The sequence below is a fragment of the Nonomuraea sp. NPDC051191 genome (genome assembly GCF_044455665.1).
Classification (GTDB): Bacteria; Actinomycetota; Actinomycetes; order Streptosporangiales; family Streptosporangiaceae; genus Nonomuraea.
In genome coordinates, this window is record NZ_JBITEZ010000012.1 from 45,566 (window position 1) to 65,615 (window position 20,050).

Annotated in this window: 21 protein-coding genes; 10 read left to right on the plus strand and 11 right to left on the minus strand. The window is 73.7% G+C overall.

Annotated elements, in window-relative coordinates; genetic code table 11:
* Positions 1 to 50: 50 nt before the first annotated feature.
* From ACIA8R_RS32125 to ACIA8R_RS32145, 5 genes are all read left to right on the plus strand, one after another.
* A complete protein-coding gene (locus tag ACIA8R_RS32125) occupies positions 51 to 1,208 on the plus strand; it encodes a Cmx/CmrA family chloramphenicol efflux MFS transporter (protein ID WP_364091910.1) in 1,158 nt (385 codons plus the stop codon).
* 149 nt (positions 1,209 to 1,357) lie between these two features.
* On the plus strand, positions 1,358 to 1,771 hold the full coding sequence (locus ACIA8R_RS32130; RefSeq protein WP_357699565.1) for a helix-turn-helix transcriptional regulator: 414 nt from the start codon (positions 1,358 to 1,360) through the stop codon (positions 1,769 to 1,771).
* Positions 1,772 to 1,781: 10 nt separating this feature from the next.
* The gene (gene modA / locus ACIA8R_RS32135) at positions 1,782 to 2,582 is read left to right on the plus strand and encodes a molybdate ABC transporter substrate-binding protein (RefSeq protein ID WP_397041764.1); all 801 of its coding nucleotides are present in this window, start codon (positions 1,782 to 1,784) and stop codon (positions 2,580 to 2,582) included.
* Between the two features lie 80 nt (positions 2,583 to 2,662).
* Positions 2,663 to 3,424, plus strand: a complete 762-nt coding sequence (locus ACIA8R_RS32140; protein WP_397042023.1) for an ABC transporter permease — start codon at positions 2,663 to 2,665, stop codon at positions 3,422 to 3,424.
* Positions 3,421 to 4,452, plus strand: coding sequence for an ABC transporter ATP-binding protein (locus ACIA8R_RS32145; RefSeq protein ID WP_364091906.1), 1,032 nt, complete (start codon positions 3,421 to 3,423; stop codon positions 4,450 to 4,452). The genes ACIA8R_RS32140 and ACIA8R_RS32145 overlap by 4 nt, the downstream gene beginning before the upstream one ends.
* A gap of 23 nt (positions 4,453 to 4,475) precedes the next feature.
* On the opposite strand, the gene ACIA8R_RS32150 is transcribed toward ACIA8R_RS32145, so the two are convergent.
* From ACIA8R_RS32150 to ACIA8R_RS32160, 3 genes are all read right to left on the minus strand, one after another.
* Entirely contained in the window at positions 4,476 to 4,949 is a 474-nt protein-coding gene (locus ACIA8R_RS32150) for a hypothetical protein (RefSeq protein WP_364091904.1), read from the minus strand.
* A 133-nt stretch (positions 4,950 to 5,082) separates the two neighbouring features.
* A complete protein-coding gene (locus ACIA8R_RS32155; RefSeq protein ID WP_397041765.1) occupies positions 5,083 to 5,409 on the minus strand; it encodes an STAS domain-containing protein in 327 nt (108 codons plus the stop codon).
* A complete protein-coding gene (locus ACIA8R_RS32160) occupies positions 5,406 to 9,581 on the minus strand; it encodes a SpoIIE family protein phosphatase (RefSeq protein ID WP_397041766.1) in 4,176 nt (1,391 codons plus the stop codon). Before ACIA8R_RS32160 ends, ACIA8R_RS32155 begins: the two co-directional genes overlap by 4 nt.
* A 154-nt stretch (positions 9,582 to 9,735) precedes the next feature.
* On the opposite strand from ACIA8R_RS32160, the gene ACIA8R_RS32165 reads away from it, so the two are divergent.
* A complete protein-coding gene (locus tag ACIA8R_RS32165) occupies positions 9,736 to 9,858 on the plus strand; it encodes a hypothetical protein (RefSeq protein WP_357699553.1) in 123 nt (40 codons plus the stop codon).
* Positions 9,837 to 10,193, plus strand: coding sequence for an STAS domain-containing protein (locus tag ACIA8R_RS32170; protein ID WP_397041767.1), 357 nt, complete (start codon positions 9,837 to 9,839; stop codon positions 10,191 to 10,193). Before ACIA8R_RS32165 ends, ACIA8R_RS32170 begins: the two co-directional genes overlap by 22 nt.
* Positions 10,194 to 10,203: 10 nt before the next feature.
* Here the strand turns inward: ACIA8R_RS32170 and ACIA8R_RS32175 are convergent, their stop codons facing one another.
* The 4 genes from ACIA8R_RS32175 to ACIA8R_RS32190 all read right to left on the minus strand — a co-directional run bounded on the left by ACIA8R_RS32175 (position 10,204) and on the right by ACIA8R_RS32190 (position 14,026).
* Positions 10,204 to 10,959 carry a GntR family transcriptional regulator gene (locus tag ACIA8R_RS32175; protein ID WP_357699549.1) on the minus strand — a complete coding sequence of 252 codons (756 nt, stop codon included), beginning with the start codon at positions 10,957 to 10,959 and terminating at the stop codon, positions 10,204 to 10,206.
* A gap of 9 nt (positions 10,960 to 10,968) precedes the next feature.
* Entirely contained in the window at positions 10,969 to 11,766 is a 798-nt protein-coding gene (trpA, locus tag ACIA8R_RS32180) for a tryptophan synthase subunit alpha (RefSeq protein WP_397041768.1), read from the minus strand.
* Positions 11,763 to 12,965, minus strand: a complete 1,203-nt coding sequence (trpB, locus tag ACIA8R_RS32185) for a tryptophan synthase subunit beta (RefSeq protein WP_397041769.1) — start codon at positions 12,963 to 12,965, stop codon at positions 11,763 to 11,765. The genes trpA and trpB overlap by 4 nt, the downstream gene beginning before the upstream one ends.
* Before the next feature lie 104 nt (positions 12,966 to 13,069).
* The gene (locus ACIA8R_RS32190) at positions 13,070 to 14,026 is read right to left on the minus strand and encodes a helix-turn-helix transcriptional regulator (RefSeq protein ID WP_397041770.1); all 957 of its coding nucleotides are present in this window, start codon (positions 14,024 to 14,026) and stop codon (positions 13,070 to 13,072) included.
* A gap of 52 nt (positions 14,027 to 14,078) precedes the next feature.
* Here ACIA8R_RS32190 and ACIA8R_RS32195 point away from each other — a divergent pair, with 52 nt between their 5' ends.
* On the plus strand, positions 14,079 to 15,224 hold the full coding sequence (locus ACIA8R_RS32195) for an epoxide hydrolase family protein (RefSeq protein WP_364091889.1): 1,146 nt from the start codon (positions 14,079 to 14,081) through the stop codon (positions 15,222 to 15,224).
* A gap of 33 nt (positions 15,225 to 15,257) precedes the next feature.
* Here the strand turns inward: ACIA8R_RS32195 and ACIA8R_RS32200 are convergent, their stop codons facing one another.
* The 4 genes from ACIA8R_RS32200 to ACIA8R_RS32215 form a co-directional block, all read right to left on the minus strand.
* The gene (locus ACIA8R_RS32200) at positions 15,258 to 15,548 is read right to left on the minus strand and encodes a hypothetical protein (protein WP_357699539.1); all 291 of its coding nucleotides are present in this window, start codon (positions 15,546 to 15,548) and stop codon (positions 15,258 to 15,260) included.
* Positions 15,545 to 16,036 (minus strand): hypothetical protein, encoded by a 492-nt coding sequence (locus ACIA8R_RS32205; RefSeq protein ID WP_357699537.1) that lies wholly within the window; start codon positions 16,034 to 16,036, stop codon positions 15,545 to 15,547. Before ACIA8R_RS32205 ends, ACIA8R_RS32200 begins: the two co-directional genes overlap by 4 nt.
* 3 nt (positions 16,037 to 16,039) lie before the next feature.
* Positions 16,040 to 17,437 (minus strand): hypothetical protein, encoded by a 1,398-nt coding sequence (locus ACIA8R_RS32210; RefSeq protein ID WP_397041771.1) that lies wholly within the window; start codon positions 17,435 to 17,437, stop codon positions 16,040 to 16,042.
* Positions 17,438 to 17,629: 192 nt separating this feature from the next.
* Complete coding sequence (locus tag ACIA8R_RS32215) at positions 17,630 to 18,400, minus strand: alpha/beta fold hydrolase (RefSeq protein WP_397041772.1); 771 nt, start codon at positions 18,398 to 18,400, stop codon at positions 17,630 to 17,632.
* Between the two features lie 57 nt (positions 18,401 to 18,457).
* Here ACIA8R_RS32215 and ACIA8R_RS32220 point away from each other — a divergent pair, with 57 nt between their 5' ends.
* Together ACIA8R_RS32220 and ACIA8R_RS32225 are read left to right on the plus strand one after the other, a co-directional pair.
* Positions 18,458 to 19,144: a TetR/AcrR family transcriptional regulator C-terminal domain-containing protein gene (locus ACIA8R_RS32220; RefSeq protein WP_397041773.1), complete on the plus strand. Its 687-nt coding sequence runs from the start codon at positions 18,458 to 18,460 to the stop codon at positions 19,142 to 19,144.
* 434 nt (positions 19,145 to 19,578) lie between these two features.
* Positions 19,579 to 19,974, plus strand: a complete 396-nt coding sequence (locus tag ACIA8R_RS32225; RefSeq protein ID WP_364091879.1) for a DUF2267 domain-containing protein — start codon at positions 19,579 to 19,581, stop codon at positions 19,972 to 19,974.
* Positions 19,975 to 20,050: the final 76 nt, after the last annotated feature.

Here is a 20,050-nt window from a genome sequence, read left to right on the forward strand (position 1 = left end):
TGTGCCGCCGGCGCGCCGCGTTCCTTCGTGCAGCTCTTGGAGTTCCGCTCGTGCCTTTCGCCATCTACGTTCTCGGGCTGGCCGTGTTCGCCCAGGGAACGTCGGAGTTCATGCTGTCCGGGCTGGTCCCGGCCATCGCCGCCGACCTGGGCGTGTCCGTCCCGGCCGCCGGCGCGCTGACGTCCGCGTTCGCCGCGGGCATGGTCGTCGGGGCGCCGCTCATGGCGCTGCTCAGCCTGCGCCGGCCGCGCCGGCAGTCCCTGCTCGTCTTCCTCGTCGCGTTCGTGCTCGTGCACGTCGTGGGCGCGCTCACCGATGACTTCGCCGTGCTGCTGGTCACCCGTGTCCTCGGGGCGCTGGCCAACGCCGGTTTCCTCGCCGTGGGCCTGGCCACGGCGGCCGGCATGGTCGCGCCGGACGCCAAGGGGCGGGCCACGTCCGTCCTGGTCGGCGGGATCACGCTGGCGTGCGTTGCCGGGGTGCCCGCCGGGGCCGTGCTCGGCCAGGCGTTCGGCTGGCGGTCGGCGTTCTGGGCGGTGGCCCTGATCTCGCTGCCGGCCGTCCTCGCCGTCGTGCGGTCGGTGCCGGGCGGCGGGCAGGAGACGGCCCGCCCCCGCGCCCGGCAGGAGCTGCGCGCGCTGCGCGAGCCGCGCCTGGCGGTCGCGCTGACGCTCGGCGCGCTGGTCAACGCCGCCACCTTCTGCACCTTCACCTTCCTGTCGCCGCTGGTCACCGAGGTGAGCGGGTTCTCGGAGGGGTGGGTTCCGGTGCTGCTGGCGCTGTTCGGGCTGGGGTCGTTCGCCGGGGTGACCGCCGCCGGCCGCTTGTCCGACACTCGCCCGGCGCTGGTCCTCGTCGCGGGCGGGCTCGCCCTTCCGGTCGGTTGGGCGCTCTTCGCGTACGCGGCGGGCCATCCGGTCGCGGTGTTCGTGCTCGTCTTCGTCCAGGGGGCGCTGTCCTTCGCGGTCGGCTCGACCCTGATCGCCCGCGTCCTGTACGCGGCGGCCGCAGCGCCCTCGCTCGGCGGTTCCTTCGCCACCGCCGCGCTCAACGTCGGGGCCACCGCCGGCCCGGCCCTCGGCGGCGCGGCCATCGCCGCCGGGCTCGGCTACCGGTCCGCGCTGTGGGTCAGCGCGCTGCTGGTGGTCGCGGCCCTGGCCGTGGCGGCCCTGGCCCACAGGTCGTCCGCGAGCGTCACGCCCCGCTGAGCGAGAGGGGAAGATGGTCCGGCGGCAGTGACGGACGCGGTCGCCGGGTGTGCTCTCGTGGATGCCAGGGCACACCCGGCGATCAGGCCGCTGTTGCATGGCCTGACCGGGCTTCAGGGTGGAATATGCGGAAGGTAGGGTGTGGGCTTGTGACGACGTTTCGGATCAGCGAGGCCGCGGCGCTGCTCGGGGTCAGCTCCGACACCGTCCGCCGGTGGGTCGACGCGGGCCGGCTGGCGGCCGGGCGCGACGAGCACGGCCACCGGCGGGTCGACGGTGCCGATCTGGCGGCCTTCGCCCGTTCGCAGATCGAGGCCGACGGCGAGGGCGGGCGCTCCTCGGCGCGCAACCGCTTCCGCGGGATCGTGACCGAGGTGATCCGCGACGCGGTGATGGCCCAGGTGGAGATCGCCGCCGGGCCGTTCCGGGTGGTGTCGCTGATGAGCCGCCAGGCGGCCGACGAGCTGGGCCTGGAGGTGGGGGTGGTGGCGGTCGCCGTGATCAAGTCCACCAACGTCGTCGTGGAGATCCCCGGCCACGAACGCGTGGCCACTCAGGTGTGAGGAGCCCCCCTTGAAGTTCAGGCGTCTTTCCCGATGGGCGATCGCCCTGCCCGTCGCGGTCACGCTGGCGGGCCTGGCCGGCTGCGGCTCCGGCACGCCGGCCACGTCCGCCTCCTCGGCCCCCGCGTCGTCGGCGGGCGGCGGAGAGCTGACGGTGTTCGCGGCGGCGTCGCTGACCGGCACGTTCACCGAGCTCGGCAGGAGCTTCGAGAGCGCCCATCCGGGCACGACGGTGAAGTTCAACTTCGGCTCCAGCGCCACCCTGGCCCAGCAGATCGTCCAGGGCGCCCCGGCCGACGTGTTCGCCGCGGCCAGCCCCGCCACCATGAAGCCGGTCACCGACGCCTCCCTGGCGGGCGCGCCGACCACCTTCGTCCGCAACAAGTTGCAGATCGCGGTGCCGGCCGACAACCCGGCCAAGGTCGACGAGCTGAAGGACCTGGCCGACCCGAAGGTGAAGGTGGCGCTCTGCGCCGAGCAGGTGCCGTGCGGCGCCGCCGCCGTCAAGGCGCTCGGCGCGGCCGGCCTCACGGTCAAGCCGGTGACCCTGGAGCAGGACGTCAAGGCCACGCTCACCAAGGTGCAGCTGGGCGAGGTGGACGCCGCCCTGGTCTACCGGACCGACGTGATCGCCTCCGGCGGCAAGGTGACCGGCATCGACTTCCCCGAGGCCGGCCAGGCGATCAACGACTACCCGATCGCCGCTCTGACCAAGGTACCGGCCGCCGACCTGGCCAAGCAGTTCGTCGACCTGGTGCTGTCCCCGCAGGGCAAGGACGTGCTGACCAAGGCCGGTTTCGAGGCCCCGTGACCTCTCCGTCCGGACGGCCCGTGGCGGACCCGCGTGGCGGGCCCGCCACGGGCCGCGAGATCGCCGGGCGGGCGCCGTGGATGCTGGTCGTGCCCGCGCTGGCGGGGCTGGCGTTCCTGGTGCTGCCGCTGGCCGGGCTGCTGATCCGGGCCCCCTGGTCCACGCTGCTCCAGCGGCTGGCCGAGCCGCAGGTGCTGGAGGCGCTGCGGCTCTCGCTGGTCTGTGCCACCGTCGCCACGGCCTTCTGCCTGCTGCTCGGCGTGCCGCTGGCCTGGTTGCTGGCCCGGGTGTCGTTCCCGGGGCGGCGGCTGGTGCGCGCGCTGGTCACCGTGCCGCTGGTGCTGCCGCCGGTGGTCGGCGGGGTGGCGCTGCTGCTGGTGCTGGGCCGGCGCGGCCTGGCCGGGCAGTGGCTGGAGTCCGCCTTCGGCATCTCGCTGCCGTTCACGACGGCGGGGGTGATCGTCGCCGAGGCGTTCGTCGCGATGCCCTTCCTGGTGATCAGCGTGGAGGGCGCCCTGCGCGGCGCCGACCAGCGTTTCGAGGAGGCCGCCGCGACGCTCGGCGCCTCCCGCTGGACGGTGTTCCGGCGGGTGACGCTGCCCATGGTCATGCCGGGCGTGGTGGCCGGGGCCGTGTTGTGCTGGGCGCGGGCGCTGGGCGAGTTCGGGGCGACGATCACGTTCGCCGGCAACTTCCCCGGCACGACCCGGACGATGCCGCTGGCCGTCTACCTGGCGCTGGAGACCGAGCCGGAGGCGGCGATCGTGCTCAGCCTGGTGCTGCTGGCCGTCTCGGTGGTCATCCTGGCGAGCCTGCGCGACCGGTGGGTGAGCACGCCATGACCCTCGACGCCCACCTGGTCGTCACCCGGCCCGCCTTCACCCTCGACGTCGCGTTGCGGGTCGCCGCCGGGGAGGTGGTGGCGCTGCTCGGCCCCAATGGCGCGGGCAAGACCACCGCCCTGCGCGCCCTGGCCGGGCTCACCCCGATGACCGCCGGGCACATCGGCCTGCGCGGCGCGCCGCTGCACACGCTGCCCGCCGAGGACCGTCCGATCGGCATGGTCTTCCAGGACTACCTGCTCTTCCCGCACCTGTCGGCGCTCGACAACGTCGCCTTCGGGCCGCGCTGCCAGGGCGTGCCCAAGGCCGAGGCCCGCCGGATCGCCGCCGCCCTGCTGGAGCGCGTCGGCCTGGCCGCCCACGCCGCCGCCAGGCCCCGGCGGCTGTCGGGCGGCCAGGCGCAGCGGGTCGCGCTCGCCCGCGCGCTGGCCGTACGGCCCGAGCTGCTGCTGCTGGACGAGCCCCTGGCCGCGCTCGACGCCCACACCCGGCTGGAGATCCGCTCCCAGCTCCGCCGCCACCTGGCCGACTTCGACGGCGCGACCGTGCTGGTCACCCACGACCCCCTCGACGCGATGGTGCTGGCCGACCGGCTGATCGTCATCGAGGGCGGCGCGGTCGTCCAGGAGGGCTCGCCGGCCGAGGTCGCCCGCCATCCGCGCACCGACTACGTGGCCCGCCTGGTCGGGCTCAACCTCTATCGCGGCGTGGCCGACGGCGCCGGGGTCAAGGTCGGCGAGGTGCTGCTGCACGCGTCCGAGGAGCTGGACGGGCCCGCGTTCGTGGCGTTCCCGCCCGCCGCCGTGGCGCTGTACCGCAGCCGTCCCGACGGCAGCCCGCGCAACCTCTGGCAGGCCCGGATCGAGGGTCTCGAACGGCACGGCGACAACGTGCGCGTGCACCTCGACGGCCCCCTCACCGCCTTCGCCGACATCACCCCCGCCGCCGTTGCCGACCTCGACCTGACCCCCGGCCAGCGGATCTGGGCCTCGGTCAAGGCCACCGAGACGCACGCCTACCCCGCATGAGCGAGCTCCCGCCGTACGTCGGGCTACGCACGGTGCTCCCATAGTCGGTCGTCCACGCAGACCCTGATGCCGGTGACGCCGCTGACGTGCCGGCCGCCGCACCGGTCGCCCGGCATCACCAGGTGCGGCCCCTGGTCGTCGAGGGGCCGGCAGTCCATGCCGACGGCCAGCATCGCCGGCGTGTTGCCGAACTCGGGGTCGAGTTCGCCCCACGACAACACCGCGCGGTGGCCGTCGCGGCCCAGCACCGAGACCAGGAAGCGCAGCCGGCTCTTGCGCTCGTCGGGGTCGAACAGCGGCCCGGCCGCCTGGAGCACGTCGATGAGAAGCGGCCCGGCGAAGTAGTGGCGCCGCGGTCCGGAGCTGCGGCACTCGAAGCTGACGGTGGTCTCGCGCTGCGGCATCGACCGGAGAGCGGTCATGCTCAGCCGGGCCGGCAGGCGCACCTCGCCGGTCAACAGGACCTCACTACGCGTCTCCAGCGACGTGGGCTCCACCGGCCGCCTCCTGTCCGAAAGGTCCGACTGTCCGGGCCATGCCCGCCGCGGCCCGGACGCACACTTACCTGCGAGGCCAAAACCCTGTAGCCCTCGCAGATGCCATGCCGGATGACCGAAAGTCCTTGCTTCCTCAGGCGTCGTGCCCGTCCGGCGACGGCTCGGCGTAGGTGATCTCCTCGACGGCGGCCACGTCGGCGAAGCCCGCGATCGTCAGGACGGGTTCGAGCAGCGGGTTGGCGACCAGCCGGATCCGCGGGGCGTGCGTGAACAGGACGCTCAGGCCCGCGCTGTCCAGATACTCCACCCCGCGCAGGTCGACGAGCACCATGCTCTCGCCGGTCCTGATCAGCGCCTCCTCCAGGGCCCCGGCGTTGCTCATGTCGATCTCACCGGTGGCGGCGACGACCAGCATGCCGTCGGGACGCGTCGAGGCCGCCAGGGTCAGGGGGGTGGTCATGAGCTGATCCTCGCATGCATGTCGACGGTGGTGCCGGCCGCGCCGGAGTTGATGGTGACCTCGTTCATCAGGGCGCGCATGAGCGCCACCCCCCGGCCCCGATGCAGGCTCGCCTCGGGCTCCGGAGGCTTCCAGCGGCCGGAGTCGGCGACGATGAGGCGCAGGTCGCCCGGGGTCGCGACGGCCCGCAGGCGGATCGTCGCGCCGGGGGCGTCGCGGTGGCCGTGCTCGATCGCGTTGGCGCACGCCTCCCCCGCCGCCACCAGCACGTTCTGCACCTGCGAAGGGGCGAGCTGGCAGCGGGCCAGCCACTCTCGCAGGGCCGAGCGGACGGGGGCGAGCTGGCTGGACTCGGCGGGGAAGTCCACCTCCAGCGGGGCGGGCTGGCGGTAGAGCAGCAGCGCGACGTCGTCGTTGAAGCCGCCGTCGGGGGCGAGGGAGGACATGACGGCGCCGGCCAGCTCCTCCAGCGGGGTGGACCGCCCGACCTGGACGGCGGTGCTGGCCTCGCCGATGCCGTCGGTCAGCGGACGCCGCCGCCGCTCGACCAGCCCGTCGGTGTAGAGCAGGAGCGTGGACCGGGGCGGCATGGTGCAGCCGGCCTCCGTGCGCCCGCGCGCGGACCGTACGGCCAGCGGGGTCGAACGGCCGCCCTCCAGCAGCGCGGTCGTGCCGTCGGCGTGGGCCAGGATGCCGGGGGGATGCCCGGCGCTGGCGTAGATGAGGTCGCCGGTGGCGGTGTCCAGGACGCCGCAGAAGACGGTGGTGCACCTGGCGCCCGGGATGAGGGCGGCGAACCGGTCGAGCGCGGTGAGCACCTGGGCGGGCCCGGCGTCCTGGAGCAGCAGGGCCCGGCAGGCGCTGCGCAGCTGTCCCATGACGGCCGCGGCCCCCAGCCCGCGCCCCACGCAGTCGCCGACGACGATCCCGATGCGCTCCTCGGACAGCGGCACGATGTCGTACCAGTCGCCGCCGATCTCCAGCGGGCGGGTGGCCGGCTCGTAGCGCACGGCGAAGCCGCTGGGCAGCCGGGACGGCCCGAGGATGGCGCGCTGGAGCGCCACGGCCGCCTCCCGCTGCTGGTCGAGGTGGTGCACGCGGTGCAGGCCTTGGCCCAGGTGTCCGGCCAGCAGCGCCAGCAGGGTCTGGTCCTCGTGGGTGAACGGCCGGTTCTGTCCCAGGTCGATCCAGACGGCCAGCAGGCCCTTGGGATGTTCCAGGGTGATGCCGGCGCCGTCGGCCTCGGAGGCGACCGCCCGCAGGGGCGGCTGCCCGCGCAGGCCCGCGAGCCGGGCGCGCACCTGCTCCGGCAGGTCCCGCCAGCCGGGGCCGGACGGTGCGGCGACCGGGTCGCGGGCGCCGTCCTCGTCCCAGACGACGGCCGTGACCTGGCGGGCGTGCCAGACCTCCTGGAGCGCGTCCAGCCCGCCGGCCAGGGCGTCGTTCAGGTTGTCGGCCTGCGAGACCCGCAGGCTGAGCGCGGCCAGCGCGCTCTCGCGCTGCACGAGGTAGTGCTCGGCGGTCACGTCGCGCATGGTGCCCACGACGCGGCGGCGGCGGGTGTCGGGGTCGGTGACCGCGTTGAACGTGACGGCGACCCACACCTGGTGCCCGTCACGGTGGGTGAGGGGGATGACCGCGCTGCCCCTGCCGTCGCCGACGAGCCGGTCGAACACCGCGGCGACCTGGGCGTGGGCCTGCGGGGCGCTCTCCTCCTCCGGCCACCACGGGTGCCGGGGGGTGTAGGGCAGACCCTCGGGGCCGTAGCCGAGGATGTCGGTGAACGCGGAGTTGATCTCGATCACCGCGCCGTCCGCGTCGGTGACGAAGAACGCCTCCTGCAAGGAGTCGATCATGGCGTTGCGCCAGCGGGTGTGGTGGTTGCGCAATCGCGCCAGCTCCACGTTGGCCCGCGCCCGCGCCAGCAGCTCGGCGGCCGAGAACGGCTTGACCAGGTAGTCGTCCGCGCCCGCCTCCAGGCCCTCGATCGAGGCCTCCTGCCCGGCACGGGCCGACAGCAGCAGCACGGGCACCCCCGCGGTGCGCGGATCGGCCCGCAGCGCCGCGACCAGGGCCAGGCCGTCCAGGCGCGGCATCATCACGTCGCTGACCACGAGGTCGGGCTCGTCGGCGTGCACGGCGTCCAGCGCCTGGAGTCCGTCGCCGACGGCGGTGACCTGGTAACCGGCGCCCTTGAGCAGCCGGACGAGGTACTCGCGCATGTCCCTGTTGTCGTCGGCGATCAGCACCCGGGCCGGCGTGCCGTCGCTCAGCCCCGGCGGGCCGCCGCCGTCCGCCGAGATGTCGGAGGAGGACGTCCCGGCGGCGGTGTCGTCCTCGGGCAGCCAGCGCAGCGCCTCCTGCACGAACGGCTCGGCGCCGGCCGAGACCGCGTCCGCCGGGCGGGCCGGGATCAGACTGCCGGGCGGAAGATGGCCGGCGCCGAACGGCAGCCGGATGGTGAAGGTCGTGCCCTCGTCCTCGGCGCTCTCGGCGGTGATGGCGCCGCCGTGCAGGCCGACCAGCTCCTGGACGAGGGCCAGCCCGATGCCGCTGCCCTCGTTGGAGCGCGAGCGGGCGCTCTCGATCCGGTGGAACCGTTCGAACAGGCGCGGCAGCTCCTCGGCCGGGACGCCGATGCCCGTGTCGGAGACGGTCACCACGGCCCCGCCGTCCCGCACGCCCACCCGGACGGCGATCGAGCCCTCGAAGGTGAACTTCAGCGCGTTGCTGAGCAGGTTGAGCACGACCTTCTCCCACATGGTCCGGTCGACGTAGACCGGCTCGTCCAGCGGCGGGCAGTCCACCTCGAACGACAGACCGGCCTTGTCGACCGCCGAGCGGAAGACGCTGGCCAGGTCGGCGGTCACCACCGCCAGGTCGACCGGCTCGTAGCGGGCCTGCATGCGGCCGGCCTCGATCCGGGAGAAGTCGAGCAGCGTGTTGACCAGCCGGCCCAGCCGCAGGGCGTTGCGGTGGACGACCTCCAGGTCCTGGCGCACCTCGGGGGCCGCGCCGGTCAGCGTGTTCCGCAACTCCTGCACCGGGCCCATGATCAGGGTGAGCGGCGTGCGGAACTCGTGGCTGATGTTGGAGAAGAAGACGGTCTTGGCCCGGTCGAGCTCGGCCAGCTCCTCGGCCCGCCGCTGCTGGGCCTGGTAGCTGCGGGCCGAGGAGATGCCGGTGGCGACGTGCCCGGCGGCCAGCTCGATGAACCCGCGGTAGGCGTCGTCCAGGGAGCGATAGCGGTTGAGCGCGGCCACCAGGAACCCGTACGGCATGCCGCCCTGTTGCAGCAGCGGCACCACCAGCGCCCGCGTGGGCGGCTCCGGCCAGTTCCCCGGCGGCAGCGCGGTGTACGGGGCCGCGTCGAGCGCCACGAGCGCCGCCTCGCCGCGGGCCGGGGCCTGCGCCGGCCACACCGCCTCAGGGTCGCCGGGCGTGACGGTGTCCGGGGCGGCCGGATGCCCGGCGGGCAGCCCCGTCGCCCCGGCCAGCCGCGCCCGGCCGTCGCCGTCGAACAGGTAGGTCAGGGTGAAGGGGAGGTCCTGGAGGTTGCGGCCGAGCTGGCGGCAGGCGAAGGTCAGCATCTCCTGCTCGGTGCGCACCACGCTGGGGTCGGAGCCGAGGTCGCGCAGGGTGGCCATGCGGCGTTCGCCGATGACCCGCTCGGTCTCCTCGCTGACCACGCAGAGCATGCCGACCACCGAGCCGTTGTCGTCGCGCAGCGGGCTGTAGGAGAAGGTGTGGTACGTCTCCTCCGGGTAGCCGGCCCGCTCCAGGAACAGCAGCAGCGCCTCGTCCCAGGTGGCCTTCCCGGTGGACAGGACGGCGTCGATCCGCGGGCCGATGTCCTCCCAGATCTCCGCCCACACCTCGCCGGCCGGCCGGCCCAGCGCCCACGGGTACTTCTGGCCCAGCGTGTCGCGGCGGTAGGCGGCGTTGCAGAAGAACGTCAGCTCCGGCCCCCACGCCATCCACATGGAGAACCGGGACGACAGCAGGATGCTCACCGCGGTCTTGAGGCTCTGCGGCCACTGCTCCGGGCGGCCCAGCGGGGTCGCCTCCCAGTCGACCTCGGCCAGGTCGCGGCCGACCTCGTCGTCCACGGTGAAGATCCCGGCCCCGGCCGCCGCCGCCGGTCCCGGCTCACCGTGGTGGTCGCCTGTCATCCGGGTCCCCCTTCGGTTCGACTGCGAGTGCGCCACGTGCTCTGCCCGCGATGGCGCCTTCGATGCGGTGGACCGGCAGGTCAGGCGTCACCTCGACCGTAGGTAGAATAGGCCAGACCACTCCGGGGGTCGGGCCTCCGCCCCTGCTCGGCGCATGCGCCGGCGGAGCGAGCGGAAGGAGCCGGACGTCAGCGCCGCCGTGCTCGCCCTGTCCGTCCCCGCCCGCTCGACGGGCGTCTCTCCCGAGGAGCCCCAGTGCAGCACGACCACGGTCTGAGCATCGCCACCCGGCCGCCCTCCGGCCGCATCCGCATCCTGGAGGTGGCCGGCGACCTCGACCACCACACCTCCCCCCGCCTGCGCGAGGCCCTCGACGAGCTCGGCCTCGCGCCGGGCGACGGCCTGGTGATCGAGATGTCGGGGCTGCGGTTCTGCGACTCCACCGGCATCTCCGTGCTGGTCGGCGCGCACCAGCGGGCCCAGGAGGCGGACGCCGGCCTGGCGCTGGCCGGGCTCAGCGCCGACATCGAGCACGCGTTCAAGATCATGGGGTTGACCCGCCTGCTCTCCTTCCACGAGAACGCCGACCAGGCCATCGCCGCCCTGCGGTGAGGCGAAGGCGTCAGCTGGTCGCCCGCCAGGTGAGCGAGAGCCCGGTGGCGGCGCGTTCGGTCCGGATCTCCATCATGGTGCCCAGGATGGTGGCATGGTCGGACACGACAGGAACGCCGTCCGGCAGGTAGGTGATCCGGGTGCTGACCAGCACGGCACTGCCTTCGGGCTCGTGCAGGCGGCGCGCGGCGGCCGGGTCGAGCAGTCCGGGCCGGACCACCTCCGACGCCCGCGCGACCGCCACCCCGGCGTCGGCGAGCGCGGTGTAGAGGGAGACGGCGGTGAAGTCGCGGTCGCGGATCTGGTCGGCCATCGGCCTGCGCACCCAGGACACCTGGTGGACGGCGGGACGCCCGGCGAACTCCCGGACCCGCTCCAGCCGCAGGGCCGTCTCGCCGGGCGGCAGCCGCAGCTCGGCGGCGATCCGGTCGGGAGCCCGGCGCATCGCCCGCCCGGCCACCACGGTACGCACGTCATGACCCTGTTCCCGCAGGTCGTCGGCCAGGCTGCGGAGCGAGCCGAGCTGGTAGGCCAGGTGCGGCGGAGCCACGTACGTGCCCTTGCCGGGCCGCTGCACGATCAGCCGCTCGTCGCTGAGCTCGCGCAACGCCTGGCGCAGCGTCATGAGAGTGACCCCGTAGGAGGCGCTCAGCTCCCGTTGCGGAGGAAGCGCCTGGCCGGGGGCGTAATGGCCCGACCGGATCTTCGCGGCGAGGTCGGCGGCGATGGCGCGGTATCTCGCCTCGTGCCCGGCATCGGGGGTCATCGTGGTGCGTCACTCCTGGTCGAGGGCCCTCCGCAGGGTCGCGAGGAAGGCCCGCAGGTCGTCCGGCCCCGCTCCGTCGAGCACCCGCCGCATGACCGCGGCGCCGACCACCACTCCGTCGGCGTGCCGGCCGGCCTCCCGCGCCTGGTCAGGCGTGGAAATGCCAAATCCTAGCAAGATCGGCCGGTCGGTGTGGCGTCTGAGCCGCGCGGTGAGCTCGGCCGCCGAGCCGGCCAGGGTGGCCCGCTCGCCGGTGGTGCCCATCACCGACACCGCGTAGACGAATCCGCGGCTGCGGCGCGCGATCTCGGCCAGCCTCGGCTCCGGCGTCGCCGGGGAGGCCAGCAGGACCAGGTCGACCCCGGCGGCGGCGGCCACGTCGGCCAGCTCGTCGGCCTCGTGCACCGGCAGGTCGGGCACGATCAGGCCGTCGACGCCGGCCCGGCGCAGCGCCGCGCAGAACGCCTCGGGACCGTCGTGCAGCACCAGGTTGTAGTAGGTGCTGGCGACCAGCGGCACGCCCAGGTCCCGGACCTCGGCCAGGTCGGCGAGGATCCGGCGGGTGCTCGCCCCCCGGGCCAGCGCCGTCTCGCTCGCCTGCTGGACGGTGACGCCGTCGAGCGTGGGGTCGGAGAAGGGCAGGCCGACCTCGACGGCGTCCGCGCCGGCTGCGGCGAACGCCCGCAGGTACTGCGTCCAGCCGGGCGTGACGCCCCCGGTGACGTACGGCATGAGCAGGGCGCGGCCGGTGTCGCGGCGGGCACGCAGGTGGCGTTCGACCGTGCCGGGGGTCAGGATGTCCGTCACAGCAGCTCCTTCAGGGTGGAGATGTCCTTGTCGCCCCGGCCGGACAGCGTCATCAGCACGGTCGACCCCGCGGGCAGTTCGCCGCCGGCCTCGCGGATCACCCAGGCCAGGGCGTGCGCCGATTCCAGCGCCGGGACGATGCCCTCGGTGCGCGCCAGCCGCAGCGCCGCGGCGACGGCCTCCTCGTCGGTCACCGTCACGTACCGGGCCCGGCCCAGCTCGCGCAGGTGGGCGTGCTCCGGGCCGACGCCCGGGTAGTCGAGCCCGGCGGCGATGGAGTGCGCCTCGACGATCTGCCCGTCGTCGTCCTGGAGGAACAGCGAGCGGCAGCCGTGCAGGACGCCGAGACTGCCGAGGGTGGCCCCGGCGCCGCCCTCCGCCTCGACGCCGACGAAGCGCGCCGGGGTGTCGGCGAATCCGGCGAACGTGCCGGCCGCGTTGGAGCCGCCGCCGACGCACGCGACGACGTGGTCCGGCACGCCGGTCCGCAGCTCGGCGGCGAACTGCGCGCGGGCCTCGTCGCCGATGACCCGCTGGAACTCCCTGACCATCCACGGGTAGGGGTCGGGCCCGATGACCGAGCCGACGCAGTAGTGGGAGTCGCCGGTGGCGCCGACCCAGTGGCGCATGGCCTCGCTGGTGGCGTCCTTGAGCGTGCGGCTGCCGGTGCTGACGGGGACCACCTCGGCGCCCAGCATGCGCATGCGGAAGACGTTCAGGCTCTGCCGTTCGATGTCGCGTTCGCCCATGAAGACGGTGGCCTCCAGGCCGAGCAGCGCGGCGGCGGTCGCGGTGGCCACCCCGTGCTGGCCCGCCCCCGTCTCGGCGATGAGCCTGCGCCGTCCCATCCGCTGGGCGAGCAGGGCCTGGCCCAGCACGTTGTTGATCTTGTGGGAGCCCGTGTGGGTGAGGTCCTCGCGCTTGAGGAGGAGTCGCACACCCAGCTCCTGCGACAGCCGGCGGGCCGGGGTCAGCGGGGTCGGCCGTCCGGCGTGCAGGGCGAGCAGTTCGGTCAGGGCGCCTCGGAAGCCGGGATCGGCCCACGCCTCCCGGAACGCCTCGTCCACCTCGCGGCACGCCTCCACCAGGGACTCCGGGGCGTACCGGCCGCCGTACTCGCCGAACCGTCCCCGGGCGCCGGGCTCGCCCATCAGGCCGTCCGCCGGGACGGGCGCACGCCATGGCGACAGATTGGGCATCACACTCACCTCGTTCTATAACTCTTGGAAGAGTTCTATAACAGTGAGTGTGACATGGGCGGGGTGCGCCGCGCCACCCCGGCCCCGCCCGCCAAGGCGTCGGGTCACGCCGGGCGGGCGGCGTCGAGGAGGCGGGCGCCGAGGTCGCGGACGTGCGCGACGAGCTCCGGCGGTTCGTGCACCTCGAACGGGACGCCGAGCTGCCCCACCCACATCGCCAGCTCGTCCAGGGAGTTCGAGCCGGCGGACAGCACGCAGGAGCCGTCGTCGGCCGGCTCGATCACCGCCATGGTCGGCGGCATCCGGGCGGCGACGACGTCGGCCGGAGCCCGCACCGTGAACCGCCCCCGGTAACGGTAGGGATCGACGGAGATCCGCTCGGAGACGTAACGGGCGAGGTCGGGGCCGGGCGGCTCGCGGGGCGTGAAGCGCGGCCCGTTCGGGGTGCGCAGCCGCATCCGGTCGACGCGGAAGGTGCGCCAGTCGCCCCGGCCGGTGTCCCAGGCCACCAGGTACCAGCGGCGACCGGAGTTGACCAGCCGGTACGGCTCCGCGCCACGGCGATCCCGCGCGCCGTCGTGGGAGCGGTAGTCGAACCGCAGGCTCTCCCGGTGGCGGACCGCCGCGGCGATCGCCGTGAGCACGCCCGGGTCCACGGCCTCCGCCGCCCCCGTCAGCGGGACCGTGACCGAGCGCAGGTCGCCGACGCGACTCCGGAGCCGGGACGGAAGCACCTGTTCGAGCTTGGCCAAAGCGCGCACCGACGTCTCCTGGATCCCCGTCACGCCGGAGACCGCCGCCGTGCCGAGCCCGATGGCGACCGCCACCGCCTCGTCGTCGTCGAGCAGCAGCGGCGGGAGCCCCGCCCCGGCGCCGAGCCGGTAGCCGGCCGTGCCCGGGGTGGCCTCCACGACGTAGCCGAGCTCGCGCAGCCGGTCGACGTCGCGGCGGATCGTACGGTGGGAGACGCCGAGCCGTTCGGCCAGCTCACCGCCCGACCACTCCCTGGGGGCCTGCAACAGCGACAACAAGCGCAACAATCGTGCCGACGTCTCCAGCATGCCGTCCATGCTAGGACCGGAACTGTCCTAACCGGCCCCTAACGTGCAGGACATGAACGACGACCCGCGCATTCACCCCTTCCGCATCGACGTCCCGCAGGCCGAGCTCGACGACCTGCGCGCCCGCCTGGCGGCGACCCGCTGGCCGGACGAGCTGCCCGGCGTGGGCTGGTCCTACGGCGTCCCGGTCGGGCATGCCAGGAAGCTGGCCGAGTACTGGCGCACCACGTACGACTGGCGGGCCGCCGAGGAGCGGCTGAACGCCTTCGACCAGTTCACCACCCACATCGACGGCCAGAACGTGCACTTCCTGCACGTCCGCTCGCCCGAGCCCGGCGCGCTGCCGTTGATCGTCACGCACGGCTGGCCGGGCTCGGTCGCCGAGTTCATGGACGTCATCGGCCCGCTCGCCGACCCGGCGGCGCACGGCGGCGACCCGTCCGACGCCTTCCACGTCGTCGTCCCGTCGATCCCCGGGTTCGGCTTCTCCGGCCCCACCACCGAGACCGGCTGGGACCTGGAACGGGTCGCGCGGGCCTGGGCGGTGCTGATGGACCGGCTCGGCTACCACCGCTACGGCGCGCAGGGCGGCGACAGCGGCTCGGTGATCTCGCCGATGCTCGGCCGCGCCGCGCCAGGGAACGTCGTCGGCGTGCACGTCAACGGCGCGCTCGGATTCCCTTCCGGCGACCCGGCCGAGTTCCAGGGGCTCACCCCTGACGAGCTCGCCCGTCTGGGCCAGTACCAGGACCAGGACCGGGCTGGTTACGCCATCCTCCAGGCGACCCGGCCGCAGACCCTCGCGTTCGGCCTGCACGACTCCCCCGCCGCCCAGCTGGCGTGGATCGTGGAGAAGTTCAAGGAATGGACCGACCCCGCCCGCGAGCTGCCCGAGGACGCGGTCGACCTCGACCAGATGCTCACCGACGTGAGCATCTACTGGTTCACCCGAACCGCCGCCTCCGCCGCCCGCCTGTACAAGGAGGGGCAGAAGGGCTGGGGCGCGGTGGCCGAGTACTCCGGGCTGCCGCACGGCGTCGCCGTCTTCCCCGGGGACGCCGGAGTGCGGCGGATCGCCGAGCGCGAGCACAACGTGGTGCACTGGTCGCAGTTCGACCGGGGCGGCCACTTCGCCGCGATGGAGGCCCCCGACCTGCTCGTCGAGGACGTCAGGACCTTCTTCCGCCCCCTCCGCTGACTCCGCTGACTCCGCTGACCTCGGCGGACGGCGTCACCGCAGGCGCTGGGCGGCGGCCGCGCGGATGGCCACGGCGTACGGCTCGTCGGCCGCCCGGGTCGAGAGCGGCAGGTCCGAGAAGGGGACGAGCGCCGGATGGCCGGGATCGCGGGTGCTCATCCACGCCGACCAGGCATCGTGGACGTCCTCGGCGCTCACCTGCTCGCCCTTGGCCCGCAGCAGCACCGCGTACAGGACGAACAGCTCGGCGGCGTCGTCCGGCGGCGCGGCCTCGGCGGGCAGCAGGCTGCGGATCAGGCGCGCGTCGGCGTCCAGATAGTTCATGCCAAGAGTCTGCCTGCCAGCAGGAGCAGATGCAGCATCACGAACAGGCCGGGCACGATCCGCTCGGTGCTGCCCAGGTCGGCGTAGCGTCCGCGCCACGGCCCCGTACGGCTGGCCAGCAGCGCCTGCCACTCCTTCCCGAACGGCTGCACGGGAAGCTGCAGCTCGATCTCGTTGATGACGGCGAACTTGGCCCGGTTGAGATCGCGGTAGCTGCGCAACTGCACCCACCACGTGCCCGACAGCACCACCCCGACCAGCGCGAACACCATCGAGACCGGCAGCGATCGCGCGCCGGTGAACAGCGACAACGCCGAGACCGACAGCAACGCGCTCTGGATGGACAGGAAGAAGGCGTTGGCCAGGGTGCGCCGGGCCGAGACCCGGTCGGCCATCTCCACCGCGAGCTTGTAGAGCTCGATCACCGGAGCCAGGTCGTCGCCGGGGGCGGACGGCGTGGACAGCTCGGCACGCGGGGCGGTCACCATCGATCACCTCAGTCGTTTCTGCGCATGGGACAGGATGTGGTACGTGGCTCTGTGGCCGCCGACCGGGACCTGGCCGATCAGCAGGGTCCTGGTGCCGTGGCCGGCGTTGGGCGAGCCGGGCGCCATCCTCGACCACGCGTGCCTGACGTGCGTGGTCAGGTAGCCGGTGTCGCTGCCGGTGTCGGCCAGGACGACGACGCGGTGGACGGGGTAACGGTCGATGACGCGCTGCAGCTCGTAGCCGGTGCCGATGTTCTCCTTCTGGAAGCCCGACAGGTCGATGACGACGAGGTCGGCCAGATCCAGGAGGGTGTCGACGGCGCGTTTCCAGTAGGCGCCGTGGCACAGGAAGGCGGACATGGGATAGCCGCCCTTGAAGTCCCAGACGGGCAGGGCTCTGCCACCGACGTCCCTGATGAGGTGGAACCCGCGCCGCAGCGGCTCGAAGGAGCGCGCGTCGAGTTCGCGCCGCATGCGCTGGTCGGAGGCGACGAACAGGCTCCCGAGCGTCCCGGCGCGGCGCATCCGCACCAGGTCGGACCGGCGCACGGAGGCGGCGCTGCGCAGCAGGTGCACATACCCCCAGCGGCGGAAGGCCCCCTTGACGAAGTCGCGCATCCGCAGCTCGTTCTCGAACAGCCGGAAGTAGGCGATGTTCAGCGGCGGCAGGCCGAAGACGTTGCGGGTGGCGCTGACCTTGGGCAGGCCGAAGATGACGTCGCCGGGCGGCGCGTAGTTGGTGATCCTCAGCTCGGGGACGACCGGCGCGCGGTAGCGGGACAGGGCGGCGGTGGCGGGCGGCATCAGCTCGGCGAACGCCGGGTCCTGCGAGAGCTTGCGCACCTGCCAGGCCAGCAGCCGCCGCCGCGTGACGTCGACGCCCACCACGATCAGCACGACCAGCCCCACCCCGGTGGCCACGGAGGCGAACAGGGTCGCGTCCTCCTCGCGCTGTCCCATCCGCTCGGGCGTGAGCAGGATGCCCAGTCCCACCATCGCCAGCGGGATGGCCACCCACGCCAGGACCAGCCCCAGGACGTTGCCCAGCGTGGCCCGGCCCGGTCTCGACCTTCGCAGGGCGGCGCCGTGCTCGGCCGAGGGCGGCAGCAGCAGCGCCTTGACCGGATCGTGCGCCTGCCGTCGCTGCGACAGCGCGATCCGCAGGCGGGCCACCCGCACGACCAGCGCGACGGTGAACAGCGCGCAGGCCACGCCGGCGCCGGCGGACAGCAGGGGGAACAGGGCGGAGTCGCGGGGAATCTCCACGTAGACGTTCAGCTCGGGGCCCCAGCCGCTCCTGTAGGCGTGGGCCAGCGAGGCCACGCCTCCGGTGCAGAGGCCGCCGAGCAGGTTGCCGCGCGCCGCTTCGGCCTCGGCCGCGGGGTCGAGCCGGTACCGCATGATCCACCTCCGTTCCCACAGAGTGTGACCACCCAGGAGCCCCTGCGCCTGAGTAGCCCCTACTCAGGCGCCGCGGTGAATCGGAGTCCCTGCGGTACGGCCGCCTTGGTCTCCGGCCGCATGGCCCAAGTGTCGTGCGGCTGAGATCCGTCGGCAACATCGAATTCGGCGCCCCGCCCCTCGGGGGCGGGCTCAGTCGACGATCACCTTCTCGGCCAGCTCCCGGATGACGCGGGCCACCTCGGCCGGCTTCTCGAGGTCGGCCCCGTGATCACATCCGGACAGCACCACCCGCTCGGCGCGCGGCATCACGCGCTGGATGGCGTCCAGCCGCTCGGCCAGGTGCGCCGGGCTGAGCTCGCCGCCGAGCAGGACCGTGGGGACCTCGATCGCGGCGTAGGCGTCGAGGCGCACGCCCAGCCGGTCCATCGCCTCCAGGTCGTCGAGCTGCCTGGGGATCAGACGGCGGTAGTGCGGGATGAGGGCCGTGATCGCGCCGCCGAGCCACGCCTGCCGGCCCGGCAGGCCGATGGTGCCCCGCAGGAAGACCGTCAACGCCTTGCCCGGCCTGCCCGACGCCATCGCCGCGCGAGCCCGCCGGAGCACCACGCCGCCCTCCCCCGACAGCGGCGGCCCGATCACCGCGGGCGGCTCGAAGATCACAGCACCGGCGAACGAGGACGGCGAGGCCACCAGGGCCTCCAGCGCGACCACCGCGCCGGAGGAGTGGCCGTAGAGAACCACCGGCCCCCCGGCGGACCGTACGAGCGCCAGCAGGTCCTCGACCTCCTGCTCCACCTGGACGGGCGCGCCGCGCTCCGGCCGGTACTGCAGGCGGTCCGGTCGCAGCACCCGGTAGCGGCCGGACAGGAGCGCGGCCACCTTCCCGCATCGCCTCCCGTCGGACAGCCCCGGATGGACCATCACGATCGGCGGCCCCTGCCCCTCGTCGTGAACACCCACCGCGCCTCCTCGCTTAGCATTGCTAAGGACGTCACTTAGCAACGCTAAGCTACGCGCATGCCCGACGACAAGAGGCCCGGCCTGACCAAGCAGACACTGATCGACACCGCACTTCGCCTGCTGGACGAGGTGGGGCTGGAAGGGCTCACGGTGCGGCGGCTCGCCGCGGAGCTCGGCGTCCGGTCCCCCGCGCTGTACTGGCACATCCGCACCAAGCAGGAACTGCTCGACGGGATGGCCGACGCGATCTGCCGGGCTCCGGGCATGGGGCCGCCCCGTGACGACGAGTCCTGGCAGGACTGGCTCCTGCGCCGCGCGCGGGCGTACCGCGCCACGCTGCTGGCCCGGCGCGACGGCGCACGCGTGGTCGCCCACGCCCGCTCACTGAGCACCGAGACCGTGGCCCTGTTCGATCAGGAGCTGACGGCCATGGTCGAACGCGGCTTCACACCGGCCCTGGCGCTGCACACGATCGCCTCCCTGACTTACTACGTGAACGGATTCGTCCTCCAGGAGCAGGCTGCGGCGCCGACGCCGGGGTCCCTGGAGCAGGTGCCGGCCATGCTGCTGGCCGCCCTGCGCGAGGGCGGCGGGCCGGTCGGCGAGAAGGCGTTCGAACACGGCCTGCGCGTGCTCATCGACGGGACGTCCGCCGCGCTGTCCCCCACCCCCGGCACCGGCCGGCAAGGCAACCGCACGCCCGGAAGCACTGGCGGGGCGTCGCCACGTCCCCTCACTCCGTAGCTCAGAGGCTCTGACGGACGTGGTTCGCCGCCTCGGTTCGGTGGCGGACGCCGATCAGGGCCAGCCGTTCCCGCCTGCGGCCGAGCCCACCACCCGTCTCGATCTCGAATCCCGGGTCCTGTTCGCTCCGTGATCGGCTGCCGGTCAGCTGTGGTGCACTGCCGCGTGGTAGGTGTCGAGGACGACCGCGGCCTCAGGTTCCGGGTCAGCGCGGGCCCGGCGGAGGACGTCGCCGGCCGCGGTGGGCAGGGTGATGTGGTCGGTAGCGGTTAGCGGTCACCGGTGACGGGGACGTATCGGACTTGGGTGATGGCTTGGCGGTTACTGTGCGGGCTTGTGCCGGTCAGCCGTGACGGGCCGGAACCGGGGATGGGGGCTCCCATCCCGTGTGACAGGCCCGCCGCTGCGGCGGCTGTCGGACAGGAAGGGGCATCATGCGGATGCGGTGGGACGCGTTCTTGGCCGCGACCCAGGAGCGCGGCGAATACCCCTCGCGGGAGGAGGCGGAGCAGGCATCCCGCGTCGTCCTGGCCCTGCTGGGCGCGCACCTGGTGGGCGAGGTGCGCAATGAGCTGGCCGCCTGGCTCCCCGAGACGCTGGCGCAGGTCCTGCTCAACCCTCTGCCGGCCTACGAACCGCTGACGCCCGAGCGGTTCGTCCGGGCGACCGCGGCCTGGATCGAGGGTTCCACGGAGAAGACCGCGACGTGGGACGTCAGCGCCGTGCTCAGCGTCGTGGCCGACACCGCGGGCGAGGACCTGATGAAGCGGATCCTGCTGCAGCTCCCGCCCGGCTACGACCTGCTGTTCGGCCGCCCACAGCCAATCTGACGACCAGCCCCTCCGCGGAGGGGGGCCGGCGCAGCGGGCGGCGCCGGGCGGAGCTTGGGCCCCGCTCCAGGCGCCC

What these genes read in the sequence shown, in the direction of transcription:
- ACIA8R_RS32210 (WP_397041771.1), bottom strand. Translation starts at nt 17,437, where the DNA reads ATGCGGTACCGGCTCGACCCCGCGGCCGAGGCCGAAGCGGCGCGCGGC.
- ACIA8R_RS32195 (WP_364091889.1), top strand. Translation starts at nt 14,079, where the DNA reads ATGAACGACGACCCGCGCATTCACCCCTTCCGCATCGACGTCCCGCAG.
- ACIA8R_RS32145 (WP_364091906.1), top strand. Translation starts at nt 3,421, where the DNA reads ATGACCCTCGACGCCCACCTGGTCGTCACCCGGCCCGCCTTCACCCTC.
- ACIA8R_RS32200 (WP_357699539.1), bottom strand. Translation starts at nt 15,548, where the DNA reads ATGAACTATCTGGACGCCGACGCGCGCCTGATCCGCAGCCTGCTGCCC.
- ACIA8R_RS32160 (WP_397041766.1), bottom strand. Translation starts at nt 9,581, where the DNA reads ATGACAGGCGACCACCACGGTGAGCCGGGACCGGCGGCGGCGGCCGGG.
- trpB (WP_397041769.1), bottom strand. Translation starts at nt 12,965, where the DNA reads ATGCCCAATCTGTCGCCATGGCGTGCGCCCGTCCCGGCGGACGGCCTG.
- ACIA8R_RS32225 (WP_364091879.1), top strand. Translation starts at nt 19,579, where the DNA reads ATGCGGATGCGGTGGGACGCGTTCTTGGCCGCGACCCAGGAGCGCGGC.
- ACIA8R_RS32140 (WP_397042023.1), top strand. Translation starts at nt 2,663, where the DNA reads ATGCTGGTCGTGCCCGCGCTGGCGGGGCTGGCGTTCCTGGTGCTGCCG.
- ACIA8R_RS32220 (WP_397041773.1), top strand. Translation starts at nt 18,458, where the DNA reads ATGCCCGACGACAAGAGGCCCGGCCTGACCAAGCAGACACTGATCGAC.
- ACIA8R_RS32190 (WP_397041770.1), bottom strand. Translation starts at nt 14,026, where the DNA reads ATGCTGGAGACGTCGGCACGATTGTTGCGCTTGTTGTCGCTGTTGCAG.
- ACIA8R_RS32175 (WP_357699549.1), bottom strand. Translation starts at nt 10,959, where the DNA reads ATGACCCCCGATGCCGGGCACGAGGCGAGATACCGCGCCATCGCCGCC.
- ACIA8R_RS32165 (WP_357699553.1), top strand. Translation starts at nt 9,736, where the DNA reads ATGCGCCGGCGGAGCGAGCGGAAGGAGCCGGACGTCAGCGCCGCCGTG.
- ACIA8R_RS32155 (WP_397041765.1), bottom strand. Translation starts at nt 5,409, where the DNA reads ATGACCACCCCCCTGACCCTGGCGGCCTCGACGCGTCCCGACGGCATG.
- ACIA8R_RS32205 (WP_357699537.1), bottom strand. Translation starts at nt 16,036, where the DNA reads ATGGTGACCGCCCCGCGTGCCGAGCTGTCCACGCCGTCCGCCCCCGGC.